Origin of the sequence: Saccharopolyspora flava (assembly GCF_900116135.1) — a bacterium.
GTDB lineage: Bacteria > Actinomycetota > Actinomycetes > Mycobacteriales > Pseudonocardiaceae > Saccharopolyspora > Saccharopolyspora flava.
Window position 1 is genome coordinate 1 of record NZ_FOZX01000013.1, and the last position, 14,737, is coordinate 14,737.

At 69.9% G+C, this 14,737-nt stretch carries 19 protein-coding genes; all 19 read left to right on the top strand.

Going from position 1 to position 14,737, the window contains the following annotated elements; all coding sequences use genetic code 11:
* Nucleotides 1–305, top strand: a 305-nt coding sequence (locus BM424_RS25845; RefSeq protein WP_139274164.1) for a transposase, incomplete at its 5' end; no start/stop codon positions are given.
* A 23-nt stretch (nt 306–328) separates the two neighbouring features.
* Nucleotides 329–1,210: an ABC transporter permease gene (locus BM424_RS25850; RefSeq protein ID WP_245776131.1), complete on the top strand. Its 882-nt coding sequence runs from the start codon at nt 329–331 to the stop codon at nt 1,208–1,210.
* A gap of 10 nt (nt 1,211–1,220) precedes the next feature.
* Entirely contained in the window at nt 1,221–2,084 is an 864-nt protein-coding gene (locus tag BM424_RS25855; RefSeq protein ID WP_093423213.1) for an ABC transporter permease, read from the top strand.
* Nucleotides 2,081–3,727, top strand: a complete 1,647-nt coding sequence (locus BM424_RS25860; protein ID WP_093423216.1) for a dipeptide ABC transporter ATP-binding protein — start codon at nt 2,081–2,083, stop codon at nt 3,725–3,727. Before BM424_RS25855 ends, BM424_RS25860 begins: the two co-directional genes overlap by 4 nt.
* A gap of 11 nt (nt 3,728–3,738) precedes the next feature.
* On the top strand, nt 3,739–4,362 hold the full coding sequence (locus BM424_RS29615) for an acyl-CoA dehydrogenase family protein (protein WP_245776132.1): 624 nt from the start codon (nt 3,739–3,741) through the stop codon (nt 4,360–4,362).
* Nucleotides 4,287–4,958, top strand: a complete 672-nt coding sequence (locus tag BM424_RS29620; protein ID WP_245776133.1) for an acyl-CoA dehydrogenase family protein — start codon at nt 4,287–4,289, stop codon at nt 4,956–4,958. Before BM424_RS29615 ends, BM424_RS29620 begins: the two co-directional genes overlap by 76 nt.
* A 149-nt stretch (nt 4,959–5,107) precedes the next feature.
* Entirely contained in the window at nt 5,108–5,194 is an 87-nt protein-coding gene (locus BM424_RS29920; protein ID WP_425442077.1) for a putative leader peptide, read from the top strand.
* Between the two features lie 167 nt (nt 5,195–5,361).
* Nucleotides 5,362–5,922 (top strand): OsmC family protein, encoded by a 561-nt coding sequence (locus tag BM424_RS25870; RefSeq protein ID WP_093423219.1) that lies wholly within the window; start codon nt 5,362–5,364, stop codon nt 5,920–5,922.
* 15 nt (nt 5,923–5,937) lie between these two features.
* Entirely contained in the window at nt 5,938–7,185 is a 1,248-nt protein-coding gene (locus tag BM424_RS25875; RefSeq protein ID WP_093423221.1) for a flavin-containing monooxygenase, read from the top strand.
* A gap of 21 nt (nt 7,186–7,206) precedes the next feature.
* On the top strand, nt 7,207–8,499 hold the full coding sequence (locus tag BM424_RS25880) for an O-acetylhomoserine aminocarboxypropyltransferase/cysteine synthase family protein (protein WP_093423223.1): 1,293 nt from the start codon (nt 7,207–7,209) through the stop codon (nt 8,497–8,499).
* A complete protein-coding gene (locus BM424_RS25885; RefSeq protein WP_093423226.1) occupies nt 8,496–8,981 on the top strand; it encodes a CoA-binding protein in 486 nt (161 codons plus the stop codon). The genes BM424_RS25880 and BM424_RS25885 overlap by 4 nt, the downstream gene beginning before the upstream one ends.
* 11 nt (nt 8,982–8,992) lie before the next feature.
* A complete protein-coding gene (metX, locus tag BM424_RS25890; protein ID WP_093423500.1) occupies nt 8,993–10,090 on the top strand; it encodes a homoserine O-acetyltransferase MetX in 1,098 nt (365 codons plus the stop codon).
* 366 nt (nt 10,091–10,456) lie between these two features.
* Entirely contained in the window at nt 10,457–11,224 is a 768-nt protein-coding gene (locus BM424_RS25895; RefSeq protein WP_093423229.1) for a GntR family transcriptional regulator, read from the top strand.
* A gap of 168 nt (nt 11,225–11,392) precedes the next feature.
* On the top strand, nt 11,393–11,620 hold the full coding sequence (locus tag BM424_RS25900; RefSeq protein ID WP_093423232.1) for a 4Fe-4S dicluster domain-containing protein: 228 nt from the start codon (nt 11,393–11,395) through the stop codon (nt 11,618–11,620).
* An 11-nt stretch (nt 11,621–11,631) separates the two neighbouring features.
* On the top strand, nt 11,632–11,826 hold the full coding sequence (locus tag BM424_RS29285; protein ID WP_217649840.1) for a hypothetical protein: 195 nt from the start codon (nt 11,632–11,634) through the stop codon (nt 11,824–11,826).
* A 75-nt stretch (nt 11,827–11,901) separates the two neighbouring features.
* Nucleotides 11,902–13,044: an ABC transporter substrate-binding protein gene (locus BM424_RS25905; RefSeq protein ID WP_217649841.1), complete on the top strand. Its 1,143-nt coding sequence runs from the start codon at nt 11,902–11,904 to the stop codon at nt 13,042–13,044.
* A complete protein-coding gene (locus BM424_RS25910) occupies nt 13,041–13,469 on the top strand; it encodes an ABC transporter permease (RefSeq protein ID WP_093423235.1) in 429 nt (142 codons plus the stop codon). Before BM424_RS25905 ends, BM424_RS25910 begins: the two co-directional genes overlap by 4 nt.
* Before the next feature lie 30 nt (nt 13,470–13,499).
* On the top strand, nt 13,500–14,117 hold the full coding sequence (mtnB, locus tag BM424_RS25915) for a methylthioribulose 1-phosphate dehydratase (protein WP_093423238.1): 618 nt from the start codon (nt 13,500–13,502) through the stop codon (nt 14,115–14,117).
* Nucleotides 14,117–14,689, top strand: coding sequence for a 1,2-dihydroxy-3-keto-5-methylthiopentene dioxygenase (locus BM424_RS25920; RefSeq protein WP_093423241.1), 573 nt, complete (start codon nt 14,117–14,119; stop codon nt 14,687–14,689). Before mtnB ends, BM424_RS25920 begins: the two co-directional genes overlap by 1 nt.
* Nucleotides 14,690–14,737: the final 48 nt, after the last annotated feature.

Here is a 14,737-nt window from a genome sequence, read left to right on the forward strand (position 1 = left end):
ACCTCCTGGCTCGCCTGCGCTATCTGTGCCCGACCATCCGATTGGTCTGGGCCGATTCCGGCTACACCGGCACGCTCATCGACTGGACCAGATCGTTGTTCGGGATCAGCATCGAAATCGTCTCGAAACTCGCAGGTCAGGTCGGGTTCGTCGCCCTGCCACGTCGATGGGTCGTGGAACGCACTCTGGCCTGGATCAACCAGCACCGCCGCTGCGTGCGCGACTACGAACGCCGCCCCGAACACCACGAAGCCATGGTCCGCTGGGCCATGATCCACACCATCAGCAAGCGCCTCACTCGCTAGTTCAGGAACAGGCTCTCACGTTCGTGCTGCTGTTCGTGCTGCCCGCGAACCCGGTCGACCTGCTCTTTGACCCGGCCGAGCTCAACGTCGTCCCGCCGGAGGTGCGGGCGCAGGTCGCCGCGTCCTACGGGTTCGACGAACCGGTGCTGCTGCAGTACCTGGGGCGGTTCGGGCACGCCCTGGTGGGCGATTTCGGCAGCTCGGTGCAGTCGGGGCAGCCCGTGGTCACCGCGGTCGCCGACGTGCTGCCTCAGACCCTGGTGCTCACCCTCGGCGCGCTGCTGCTCGCCCTGGTGATCGCGTTCGCCATCGCGCTGGTGGCCACCGCCACCAGGCACCCTTGGCTGCGCAACCTGGTGGAGTCGTTGCCCACCGCCTCGGTGTCGGTACCGGTGTTCCTGTCCGGAGTGCTGTTCCTGCAGGTGTTCTCGTTCCAGCTCGGCTGGTTCCCCGCGTTCGGGGACCAGGGCTGGCGGAACCTGGTGCTGCCGCTGGTGACGCTGGCGATCCCGGTGTCCGGGCCGATCGCGCAGCTGTTGGTGCGCAACTTCGCAGCCGAGTTCCGGGCCGGTTACGTCGCCACCGGCTGGGCCAAGGGCGCGGGCCTCGGCAACGTCATCGCCGGTGACGTCTTCCGCAACGCGAGCCTTCCCGCGCTGACCATCGCCGGTGTGACGTTCGGGAACCTGCTGGTGGAATCGGTGATCGTCGAGACGGTCTTCGCCCGCAAGGGACTCGGCCGGATGGCCCAGACCGCGATCAGCACCCTCGACCTCCCGCTGGTGCAGGGAATCGTGGTGTTCGTCGCCGCCGCGTTCGCGCTGATCAACCTGGCCGTCGACCTGATCTACCCGCTGCTGGACCTGAGGCTGCGAGACGCGCTCGCGTCCGGGCGGACGGCGTGAGGAGCCGCAGATGACCGCGAACCCGCTGACCGCACCCGCCACCCCGATCCGGGCGGCGTTGTCCCGCGCCGGTGGTGCGGTGGCCAAACCGGGCTTGCTGCTGGCCTGGGTGATCGTGCTGATCGCCGTCGGCTGGGTGCTGTTCCCGGCCGCGTTCACCTCCTACGACCCGCTGATCGGGAACCCCTCGGCGGGCTTCTCGCCGCCGAGCGCGCAGCACCTCTTCGGCACCGACCGCCTCGGCCGCGACCTGTTCGCCCGCAGCGTCCACGGAGCCGCGACGACGCTCGCCGCGACGCTGTTCGCGGTGCTCATCGGCTTCGGGATCGGCTCCCTCGTCGGCCTGGCCGCGGGGTTCCTCGGCGGCGTGATCGACACCGCGATCATGCGGGTGGCCGATGTGTTCCTGGCGATCCCGAACCTGCTGCTGGCCATGGTGATCGTGTCCGTGCTGGGGTATTCGACCAACAACATCGCCCTGGCCGTGGGAATCTCCTCGGTCGGCTCGTTCGCGCGCGTGATGCGCGCCGACGTCTTCACGGTGATGACCCGCGACTACGTGCGCGCCGCGTACGGGCTCGGCGTCGGCCGCCTCGGCGTGGTGTTCGGGCACGTGGTGCCGAACGCGGCGAGCTCGGTGCTCGCCCTGGCCGCCCTGGAGATCGGCAAGGCGATCCTGGCGGTCGCCGGCCTCGGGTTCCTCGGTTACGGGGCCCCGCCCCCGACCCCGGAGTGGGGTCTGCTCGTGGCGGAAGGACGCGACTTCATTGCCGTCTACCCGTGGATCTCCCTGCTTCCGGGTGCGGCGCTGGCCGTGGTCGTGCTCGCCACCCACCGCATCAGCACCTCGTTGAGGAAGGACCACGGGCGATGACCGACACATCCACCCTGCTGCGCATCGACGGCCTGACCGTCGACTACCGCGCGGGAGCGCGCCGGTGGCGCAACGCGATCACCGACCTGGACCTGCACGTGGACCGGGGGGAGCTCGTCTCGTTGGTGGGGGAGTCCGGTTCGGGCAAGACCACCGCCGTGCACGCCGCGCTCGGCCTGCTGCCACCGGAGGCGCGGATCCGGTCCGGTTCCGTCGTCTACTCCGACGTCGAGGTCACCGGCTGGAACCACCAGCGGATGTCGCTGGTGCGCGGCAACCACGTGGGCTTCATCCCGCAGGATCCCAACACCTCCCTCAACCCGGTGAAGAAGATCGGACGCCAGGTCGTCGAAGCCGTCCGGTTCAACGAGCGCCAACCCGCCGGTGGATCGCGGCGCGTCGAGTTCGCGTTGGAAAGCCTGCGCACGGCGGGCCTTCCGGATCCCGATCGGGTGTTCGGCCAGTACCCGCACGAGCTCAGCGGCGGTATGAAGCAGCGGGTGCTCATCGCGATCGCGCTCGCGGGAAGACCCGAGATCATCCTGGCCGATGAGCCGACCAGCGCACTCGACGTCACCGTGCAGAAGGCGATCCTCGACCACCTGCAGCGGCTCCGCGACGAGCTCGGCATCGGGATCCTGCTGGTGACCCACGACCTCGGCGTCGCGCTGGACCGCTCCGACCGCGTCCTGGTGATGCGCCATGGCGAGATCGTCGAATCGGGACCGGTCGACGCCGTCGTGGACGACACGGCCGACGACTACACCCGAACGCTCCTCGATGCCGCACCCAACCGGCACCGGCAACGCCTCGCCCCCACGACCGGACCCGCCACCGAACCTTCCGGTGAGGTCGTGATCGAGGCGCGAGGACTCACCAAGTCCTACCGCCTGCGAAGCGAGCGCGGTGAGCTCCGCGCCCTCGACGCCGCCGATCTGCGGGTGCGGGAGGGCACCACGCACGCGATCGTGGGCGAGTCCGGGGCGGGCAAATCGACGTTCGCGGGAATCCTCGCCGGCTTCACCGTCCCCGACGGTGGTGAGGTGCTCGCCGGGGAACGCTCCCTGGTCGGGCTGCGCGGCCGCAGGCTGCGGGAAGCTCGCCGGGACCTGCAGTTCGTCTTCCAGAACCCCTACACCTCGCTGGATCCGCGGTTCACGGTGCAGCGCATCATCGCCGAACCGCTCCGGGCGTTCGGTCTGGTCAGCGGGCGAGAGGAACGCACCGAACGGGTGCTGGAACTGCTGCGATCAGTCGGGCTGGACGAGAGCCACCTGAACCGGAGACCGAGCCAGCTCTCCGGCGGCCAACGGCAGCGGGTCGCGATCGCCCGCGCGCTCGCGCCGACCCCTCGGGTCCTGGTCCTCGACGAGGCCGTCAGCGCGCTGGACGTCTCGGCGCAGGCCCAGATCCTGCAACTGCTGGTCGATCTGCAAGCCCGGTCGGGGCTCAGCTACGTCTTCGTCACCCACGACCTCGGGGTGGTGAGGTTGATCGCTCACGACGTCACCGTGCTCAAGGACGGTTCCGTGCTGGAAACCGGTTCCGTGGACGAGGTCTTCGGCACGCCCCGGCACGACTACACCAGGCAACTGCTGGCGGCGATCCCGGGAGACCGGCTCGCCATCGCCGACGCCCGCTGAGGAGACACGACATGAGCGATCAGCTCTCCGCCACGGCGACCGCCGAACCGGCGGTCGGCCGCACCCCGACGGAGATCCGGGCCGCGGCGGCTCCCGTGCTGCAGCGGCTCGCGGCGACCGCGGCCGAACGGGAACGAGAACGCGCCTACGCCTTCGACGACGTCCGGGCCCTGGCCGAACAGCGGATCACCCTGATCGGTGTTCCCGCGGCCGACGGCGGAGCGGGCGGCAGCCTGCGCGACGTGACCGAGCTCGTGCGCGAGATCGCCCGCGCCGACTCCAACGTCGCGCAGGCGCTGCGCGGCAGCTTCCTGGTCGCCAACCGCGTCGCGGGCCGACCGGATCTGCCGAACCGGGACGTGACCCTTGCGCGGCTGCGCAACGGTGATCTGTTCGCCGGCACCGTCAACGAGCGCGCAGGCGGCCCGAACGGTTCGGTGCGCACCACGATCCGCCGAGCGGGGGAGGGCCACGTCCTCAACGGCGAGAAGTACTACTCGACCGGGGGGCTCACGCGACGTGGTTCTCCGGCACCGCCGAGAACGAAGACGGGTCCATCGTGGACTTCACGGTCCCAGTGGACCGCGACGGCGTGCTGCTCCTCGACGATTTCGACGCGATCGGCCAGCGCCTGACCGCCAGCGGCACGACGCGCCTGGTGAACGTGACCGTCGGTCCCGAGGAGGTGCACGCCCGCGACGAGCACATCCCGGACAACCCCTGGCAAGGATCGTTCCCGCAGCTCTACCTGTGCGCGGTGCAATCCGGGATCGCTGCGGCCGCGCTCGACGACGCGATCGCGCTCACCCGCGAGAAGGCTCGCCCGATCAAGCACAGCTCGGCCGGGACCAGCGCCGACGATCCCTACGTGCGCGAGGTCGTCGGCGAGATCGCCGCCCACGCCCAAGCGGCGCAGGCGGTGGTGCGATTCGCGGCGGAAGAGCTCGACGCCGTGCGCGGGCTCACCGGCGCGGAGGCCAGAACCGCGGGCGCGCAGGCCTCGGTCGCGGTGGCGCAGGCCGGGGTGACGGCCATCGCCTCCGCGCTGCGCGCCGCGGAACTGCTCTTCGACATCGGAGGCGGTTCGATCACCAACCGCGACCTGGGCTGCGATCGGCACTGGCGCAACGCCCGCACGGTCGCCAACCACAACCCCCGGCGCTGGCGCGCGGCCGTGGCGGGCGCGTACCACCTCACCGGTGAACAGCCGCCGACGACGGGACTGTTCTGATGCGCGCCGGGCCATTTTTCGGAATGGGTGGTCGCCACTTGCGGGACCGGCCCGGGAATTCGGGAAGCGGTCGGAAAACGAATCTTCGTGGTGGGGAGGTGTCATTCTTGATTGACAGGAAGACTCGGCTGCTGGCAACATGATGAACCATGCGCCTTGGGCAGCGGTTCATCACTCGACGCCACGTGGACTTGCGTCGAACCGCCAGCGCGTTGTGTGCCGACTCCATCGGCTGATCTCCCCGCGCCCTTTCGGCGACCGGGTATTCCGCGTCATTCATTTACCCGCTGACCTCTGTGGTTGAGCGGTGTTCAATTCTGCTCGCGAACCGCATTTTCGCATCCCCGTGCGAGTGCGGCACTTTTGTCACGTTTCGTGATGGACATTGTTTCAGGAGGCAATCATGACTTCGACCGACATTCCGGTCGACAACGGCGTCAACGTCGAGGCGCTGCTCGGTGCCCGCTCCGCGCTGGGGGACACACCGGAGATCGGGCAGTTCCGCTGGCGGGCGGTCAACTCCTGGGTGACGGGCACTCACAGCAAGTCCACCGTGGAGACCTTCTACGGGCTCGGCGACGAGCAGCGGCACAAGAAGGCCTTCGAGTACGAAGCGGACCACCCCGAGGTGTTCGCCGCCCAGGACAACGGCCCCACGCCGGTCGAGTTCGTGCTGGTGGCCCTGGGAAGCTGCCTCACCGCCGGGGTGGCCTCGGTCGCCCAGCAGCGCTCGATCCAGCTCCGGTCGGTGCGCGCCACCATCGAAGCCGACTTCGACCTGCACGGCATCCTGGGCGCCGATCCCGAGGTGCGGAACGGGTTCAGCGACGTTCGCGTGAAGTACGACATCGACGCCGACGCCAGCCGTGAGGAGATCGAGGCCGTCGTGGCGCAGTCGCAGAAGCGGTCGGCCGTCTACGACGTCCTCACCAATCCGACCAGCGTCTCCGTCGACGTGAACTGACCGAAGGGGACGGTCTTGTCGAAGGCGACCACGGTCATCATCGGGGCGGGGCACTGCGGGCTGGCCATGAGTCGCCACCTCGCCGCGGCGTCGATCGATCACGTGATCCTCGAACGCGGCGAGGTGGCCCAGTCGTGGCGGACGCAGCGCTGGGATTCCTTCCGGCTGCTCACGCCGAGCTGGATGACGCGACTGCCGGACCACGCCTACACCGGTGACGACCCGGACGGCTACTTCACGGCCGCGGAGACCGTTCGCCTGATCGATGACTACGCGACCGCGACCGGCGCCCCGGTTCGCACCAACACGACGGTGACCTCGGTGAAGCCCTCGGAGACCGGGTACGAGGTGCGGACCGACCAGGGCAGCTGGGAGGCGCGCACCGTCGTGGTCGCTTCCGGCGCCTGCAACGAGGCGACCGTTCCCGCTGTCGCCGAGCGGATTCCGCTGGAGATCCCGACGGTGACCGCGGTGGACTACCGCGCCCCGGACCAGTTGCCGGAAGGCGGAGTGCTCGTCGTGGGCGCGTCGTCCAGCGGGATCCAGATCGCCGATGAGGTGCACCGCTCCGGTCGGCCGGTGACGTTGGCGGTCGGGGAGCACGTCCGGATGCCCCGAACCTACCGGGGGCGGGACGTGCTGTGGTGGATGGACGCCGCGGGGTTCCTCGACGAGTCGTACGCCGACGTCGTGGATCTGGTTCGGGCGCGCAACTTGCCGTCGATGCAACTGGCGGGCACGCTGGAGCGCAGGACGCTCGATCTGAACGCCCTGCGCGGGATCGGTGTGCGGCTGGTGGGGCGGCTCGCCGGAGTGCGGGACACGACGTTGCAGTTCTCCGGTTCGCTGCCCAACATGTGCGCCTTGGCGGATCTGAAGCTGGGCCGGCTGCTGGAGGCCTTCGACGGATGGGCCGATTCGGCGGGTTTCAGCGACTGCGGGCCACCGGAGCGCTTCGACGCGACGGAACTCCCGTCCGCACCCCTCACCCTGGACCTGCGCCGCGGCGAGATCCGCAGCGTCGTCTGGGCGACCGGCTACCGCCCGGACCTGTCCTGGTTGGACGTTCCGGTGCTCGACCGGAAGGGGCACGCGGTGCACGACGGAGGTGTGACCGCCTCGCCAGGTCTCTACGTGATGGGGATGTCGTTCATGCGACGCCGCAAGTCCACCTTCATCGACGGCGCGGCGGACGACGCCCGCGACCTGACCGCCCACCTGCTGGAGCACCTCAGCCAACGGGGCGCGCGCCCCGTTGGCTGAGCGACACTTACCGGAGGACCGATGGACCGCCAGTGGGGCTTTCGCACCCGTGCGCTGCACGCCGGGGCGGTGCCCGACGTCGCGACCGGCGCCCGCGCGGTGCCGATCTACCAGAGCACCAGTTTCGTGTTCAAGGACACCGCCGACGCGGCGAGCCTGTTCGCGCTGCAGAAGTTCGGCACGGTGTACAGCCGGATGTCGAACCCGACCGTGGCGGTGCTGGAGGAGCGGCTTGCCAGCCTCGACGGCGGACTCGGGGCGGTGGCCACGGCCAGCGGGCAGTCCGCGGAGTTCCTGACCTTCGCGGCCCTGGCGGGAGCCGGGGACGAGATCGTCGCCGCGGCCGGGCTCTACGGCGGCACCATCACGCAGCTGGACGTGACGCTGCGCCGTTTCGGAGTGAGCACGACGTTCGTGCCCGGAGCGGATCCGGCCGCGGTCGCGGACGCGATCACCGATCGGACCAAGGTGGTGTTCGCCGAGGCGATCGCCAACCCCTCCGGGGAGGTCGCGGACATCGCGGGTCTGGCCGAAGTCGCGCACGCGGCGGGAGTGCCCCTGGCGATCGACGCCACGCTGGCAACGCCGTTCTTGCTCCGCCCGATCGAGCACGGTGCCGACATCGTGATCCACTCGGCGACGAAGTTCCTCGGCGGGCACGGCACCACGCTCGGCGGCGTGGTGGTCGAGGCCGGCCGGTTCGATTGGGGCAACGGGCGGTTCCCGAGCATGACCGAGCCGATCCCCTCCTACGGCGGGCTGAGCTGGTGGGGCAACTTCCAGGAGTTCGGTTTCCTGACGAAGCTCCGCGCCGAGCAGCTGCGCGACATCGGCCCCAGCTTGTCGCCGACGGCGGCCTTCCAGCTGTTGCAAGGGGTGGAGACGCTGCCGCTGCGGATGACCGAGCACGTCGCCAACGCCCGCGCGGTCGCCGAGTGGCTCGACGCCGATTCCCGGGTGTCCTACGTCCGTTGGGCGGGGTTGCCCGGCCATCCCCACCACGAGCGCGCTCGGCACTACACGCCGCTCGGGCCGGGTGCGGTCTTTTCGTTCGGGCTCGCCGGCGGCCGCGACGCGGGACGGGCGTTCATTGAATCGCTGCAGCTGTGCAGTCACCTGGCCAACGTCGGCGATTCCCGGACGTTGGTGATCCACCCCGCTTCGACCACGCACCAGCAGCTCAGCGAGTCGCAGTTGCGGGATGCCGGGGTGGAGCCGGATCTGGTCCGCATCAGCGTCGGGCTGGAGGACGTCGACGACATCCTCTGGGACCTCGACGTCGCACTCACCGAGGCGTGCAAGGAGCGGGCATGAACGCGAACGAGGCGTGGGCGAACCCCTCGGCGCGGCAGCGGCAGTCCCTGCTGAACCGGACGCGCAGCGTCGCGGTGGTGGGTGCTTCGCCGAATCCCGCTCGGGCGAGCAACTTCGTGGCCACCTACCTGCTGGCCAGCACCGGCTACGACGTGTACTTCGTCAACCCCAACGCCTCCGAGATCCTCGGGCGTCCCGCGTACGGGTCGCTCGCGGACCTGCCCGTGGTGCCCGACCTGGTGGACGTCTTCCGGCGCCCGGCGGACCTTCCCGCTGTGCTGGCCGAGACCCTCGAGGTGGGTGCGTCCGCGCTGTGGCTCCAGTTCGGGCTCCACGACGAGCGCATCGCGGTCGAGGCCGAGTCGGCGGGGCTCGCGGTGGTGATGGACCGGTGCCTGAAGATCGAGCACGCCCGCTTCCACGGCGGGCTCCACCTCTCCGGGTTCAACACCGGGGTGATCAGCTCGCGGCGGCCGCGGTGACCGCGGCCGGGATGGCCGTCACCGGCGCCTGGCGCGACGGCGACCCCGTGGGTCGGCGTCGGTTCGCGGAGATCCCGCCGATGCGCCTGGAACGCGGCACCGCGCTACCGCGAGCCAGGCTGGCCTACGAGACGTGGGGGCGGCTCAATCCCGCCCGGGACAACGCGGTTCTCGTGCTGCACGCGATGTCCGGTGACAGTCACGTGGCTGGGGACGCCGAACCCGGCCACCCCGGTCCGGGTTGGTGGAGCGGTGTCGTCGGGCCGGGGCTGGGCATCGACACGGACCGGTGGTTCGTCGTCTGCCCGAACGCGCTCGGCGGTTGCCAGGGCTCGACCGGGCCGTCCGCGCCGGCATCGGACGCCCGTCCGTGGGGAAGCCGGTGGCCTGCGCTCACGATCCGGGACCTGGTGGCGGCCGAGACGGCCGTCGCGTCCGCTCTCGGAGTGCGCAGCTGGGCCGCCGTGGTCGGCGGGTCGATGGGCGGCATGCGGGCGCTGGAATGGGCGCTGTCCCGACCGGAACAGGTCGAGCGCGCCGTCGTTCTCGCAGTCGGCGCGGAGGCCTCGGCCGACCAGATCGCCACCTGCAGCGTGCAGATCGATGCGATCCGGGCCGACCCGAACTGGCAGGCCGGCGACTACTACGACGGCCCGGCCGGCCCCGTCGACGGCATGGCCATCGCCCGCCGGATCGCGCACCTCACCTATCGCAGCGCGATGGAGATCGACAGCCGTTTCGGCCGCGAAACGAGGTTCGGCGGAGACCCGCTGAGCGAGGGCTTCGCGGTGGAGTCCTGGTTGGACCACGTCGTCGCGGGTTTGGTGAACCGGTTCGACGCGGGCACCTACGTCGCGCTGACCGAGGCGATGAACACCCACGACATCGGCAGAGGCAGGGGCGGTGCGGTTTCGGCGCTGAGCCGGATGCGCGCGCGGCCGACGATCGTCGGCGTGGATTCCGATCGCCTGTACCCGCTGCACCAGCAGGCGGAACTGGCCGAGCAGCTCGGCGTTCCGCTGCGCGTCGTGCGGTCCCAGCGCGGCCACGACGGTTTCCTGGTGGAGACCGATCAGGTCAACGAGATCCTGGCAGAAGCGCTGCGCTGAGCGCCGCCGGTGCGACGACCGCACGCCGATCTCCGGCCGCCGTCCAGCGGTGGAAGCACGCTCACCGACCTACCACTTCCGGTCGGCTCGCCCGGGAATCGAGCTCCTCGGCCGAGTCGTGCGGTGCCGCGTCGCGCGGCTCGGAAGCGTTGGCTCCGGCGGCGCAGGTCGATCATCCCAGATCGTGGAATCCGATCCCACGCGGTTGTGGTGGCGCATCCCGGGGCCCGTCCTTCGTTCCTGCTGTTCAGGACGTTATCGGCGCGCTGACCTGGTGGCGTGATGTCGCCGCGACCGTGCCGTTATCGTTCGGTGATGTCCGGACCGGATTGTCGTGGCTGCTGACCGACCACCACGGGAGCCCCGATGAACCCCCGAACCGCTCCGGCGCCAGGCGAGCCGATCGCCTCGCTCGCCGACCGGCGAACGCGAGCTGATCGCGCCCGGCAGGTGGCCGACGCGATCCGGACGCACATCGTCTCCGGGGTGTACGCCGGCGGTGTTCTGCCGCGGGAGCCGGAACTCGTCGCGGAGTTCCGCACCACCAGGAACACGGTGCGCCACGCGCTGGACCTGCTGCGCGTGGAAGGGCTCGTCGAGCGCTGCCCTGGAGTGGGGACGGTGGTCACCGCCGACAAGTACTCGCATGGCCTGGATCGCTTGCTCGGGCTGGCCGAGGTGATGCGGGAGCACGGGCCGATCAGCAACGAGGTGCGCACCGCGTCGGTCGTCGTCCCGCCCCGGGTGGTCGCGGACCGGCTGGAGCTACCGGAGGGCGCGTTCGTGATCTACCTGGAGCGGCTGCGCCGACTGGGTGGGATTCCGTTGTCCTTGGACCTGACCTATCTCCCCACGGACATGGGGGAGCAGCTGCTCGACGAGGACCTGGCCAACCGCGATGTTTTCGGCTTGATCGAGCACGTCACGGGGCGTCGGTTGGGCGATGCCGATGTCGCGATCGAAGCCGTCAACGCCGACCCGCATTCGGCGGCGGTGCTCGACACCCCTCGCGACGCCGCCTTGCTGCTGGTCGAGCGGCTGACCCGGCTCGATGACGGCCGCCCCGTCGATCTCGAGTTCATCCGGTTCCGCGCGGACCGGATCACGATGCGAGCGCAGGTGACCCGGTCATGACGCCCGGTGTCCCGCTGGTGTGCAGGCAGCACGTCGACCTGCGCCGTCAAGCCAGCGCGCTGTGTCGCTGACGTCTCTCTGAGCGCGGGGCGGACCGTCCCGCCTCGATCTCCGCTGCGCTTCTTCCGCTCGCGGGGCGTTGCGCCCTGCCCGTTTCCAGGAGTTCCCATGTCGCTCGCCGAACAGCGCGCCGATGTCCCGGTCACCATCGACGGTTCGCTCTGGCTGACCGGGTGCCGGCTGTGCGTGGACATGTGCCCGCTCGATTCGCTGGCAATCGACCCCGACACCGACAACGCCTACATGCACGTCGATGAGTGCTGGTACTGCGGCCCGTGCGCCGCCCGCTGCCCCACCGGCGCGGTCACCATCAACATGCCCTACCTGCTGCGATGAGGGAACAATCGATGGCATTCGTCCACAGAAGACTGATGGCGGCCGTTCTCGTCGGCGTCGCCCTCGCCGCCACCGGCTGCGATGTGCGCGCGACGGCCGGGGATACCCAGGTCGTGACCGTCGGCTACCAGTCCAAGACGATCAACACCGCCACCGCGGGCACCCTGCTGCGCGCTCGTGGCTACTTCGAACAGCGACTGGCATAACTGGGGAAATCCACCGGCAAGAACTACCGCGTCGAGTGGCAGGACTACGACACCGGCGCCCCGATCACCGCGCAGATGGTGGCGGGGAAGATCGACATCGGTTCGATGGGTGACTACCCGCTGCTGATCAACGGATCGAGAGCGGGTACCGGCGAGCACGGCACCACGTGGTTGTCGGTGACCGGCTACAACGCCCGAGGGGCGCTCAACGGTGTGGTGGCCAACCCCGGCGCCGGGATCAACGCGCTGTCCGACCTCAAGGGCAAGAAGATCTCCGCCAGCGTCGGATCGGCCGGTCACGGCACGCTCGTGCAGGCGCTGCAGCGCGCGGGGATCGACCGGGACGTCACCGTCCAGAACCAGGAGCCGAGCATCGGCGCCTCGGCGCTCAAGGCGGGATCGGTCGACGCCGTCAGCCAGTTCGTCGCTTGGCCGGGTCTGCTGGCCTTCCGCGACGGGGCACGACTGGTCTACGACGGTGGGCAGCTCGATCTGCCCACGCTGCACGGCGTCGTCGCCCGCAAGGACTTCGTCGGCTCCGACCGGGATGTCGTCAAAGCCTTCTTGCAGTCGCAGCTCGACGCGACCCGGTATCTGCACGAGCACCCGCTGGACGCGGCGGAATCGGTGGCGAGCGCCACCGGGCTGCCCGCCGAGGTGGTCTACCTCTACAACGGCCGGAACGGAGTGTCCACCTTCGACACGACGATCAAAAAGACCCAGGTCGACGCGCTCAAGCACGACGTGCCGTTCCTGAAATCCGTCGGTGTGCTGGACAAACCGGTCAACGTCGACGAGTTCCGAGACGACTCGCTGATCCGCGAGGTTCAAGGCGCCGAGTACGCCGAAGCCGCCGGTGCTCACGACAACCCGGTTGCGATCACCGGTGTCGATGAGACCTGCCACGCGCCCGTCACCGACCCGGCCGTGGCCGGTGAGGTGTGGGTGCGGGGCGAGAAGGACGCCCGACCGGCGGCGAATCCGACGTGCCTGCTCCGCAACGTCGAACGTCTGCAGTCCGAGGGCGCGAAGACCCGCGCGGTCTACGTCCCGGACGCCACGACGGGCACGCGCTGGTTCGCCGACAGGGCGATCTGGTTGCGCGACGGGAACGAGTTCCTGCCGTTCGCCACACCGGCCACCGCCGATGCCTACCGCGCGAAACGTCCTGGGGCGCAGCAGCTCACCTGGGATCAGGCCCTGGAGGCGGTGCGATGACGACCCGAATCGAGGAGTCCACCTCCGTCTCCACCGACCACGCCACCGAGACCGTGGACCCGAGGCACGAGCGGCGGTCGCGCGCAGCGCTGTCGTGGCTGCTGCGGGCCGGGTCGCTGGTGGGGGCTGTGCTGAGCTGGCACCTGCTGACGACCTACGACGTGCAGGCCTGGTTGCGGTTCGACGAGCTGCCCGCTCCGGTCGAGGTCTACCAGGCGCTCGTGCGGGAGCTGGGCGCCTCGGTCTACTACGTCGACGTGCTGCAGAGCCTCGTGCGGATCCTGTCCGGCTTCGCGATCGCGGCGGTCGCGGGCATCGCCCTCGGAACGCTGATCGCCCGGGTCCGCGTTCTCGGTGACGTGTTGCAGCCGCTGTTCGAGGTGAGCCGTTCGCCGACGCCGACTTCGGCCCGCACCGCGCGGTGAAGGAGCTGCCGGAGGTCGAGGTGGTGCCCGGTGGGTGACGAGGTGATCGAGATCGGGGCGCGCTTGGCGACCGAGTCCGCGCGCTACGCCGCGATGGGCTGGATGCGCGGCACGTCGGGAAACCTCTCGGAGGTGCTGTCCCGGGATCCGCTGCGCCTGGTGGTGACCGCCAGCGGCGGCGACAAGGGCGAGCTGACCGAGCACGACGCGGTGGTCGTGGACGAGCACGGCATCGCCGTCGACGGCGGCAAGCCCTCGGCCGAGGCGGGCCTGCACGCCCGGATCGCGTCGGTGTCGGGCGCGGGTGCGGTGGTCCACGTGCACGCGCTGGCCCCGGTGCTGGCCGCCGAGCGCTGGCCGGACGGTGTCGTCCTGCGGGACCTGGAGATGCTCAAGGGCTTCGGCCGCGCCGCCCACGACGACGTCGTGACGATCCCGGTGATCGGCAACGGCCAGGACATGACGGTGCTGGGGGATGCGTTCGAACGCGGCTTCCGCGCGGACACGCCTGCGCTGCTGGTCGCGCGGCACGGGGTCTACGTCTGGGGCGAGGACCTGCTCGAGGCTCGCCACCGGCTCGAATGCCTGGAGTGGTTGCTCCGGTTCGCCACGGCCACCAGCATGAACGTTGTTGAAGGGAGTGCGTGATGACGCTGTTGACGGTGTGGGCCGACGACGCCCCCGACGAGGTGCTGCTGCGGTCCACCGACGGCGAGGAGATCGCCGCCGAGCTCAAGGAGCTGGGCGTCCGGTTCGAGCGCTGGCCGCTGGTGGACCTGCCGGCCGAGCCGACATGTGACGAGGTGCTCGAGGCGTACTCGGACCAGGTGCAGCGCGTCGTGGACACCGAGGGCTACGTGCTCGTGGACGCGATGAGCATGATCCCGGAGGGCACGCCGGAGTGGGCGGAGAAGGCGGCCGTGGCTCGCGAGAAGTTCCTCTCCGAGCACACCCACGACGACGATGAGGATCGCTTCTTCGCCCGCGGCGCAGGCGTGTTCTACCTCCACGTCGGCGACCGCGTGTACGCGGTGCTGTGCGAAGCGGGCGACCTGATCAGCGTCCCCGCCCACACGACCCACTGGTTCGACATGGGCACTCGCCCGGACTACGTCTCGGTCCGCTTCTTCCACGACGAGGACGGCTGGGTCGGCAACTTCACCGGCAGCCGCCTCGCCGACTCCTTCCCTGACTTCGACACCTTGATCGCCTCGAAGTAGTCCACAGGATCGGAGCTGCGCGCGGCGACCACGGCAAGGATTGTGAAC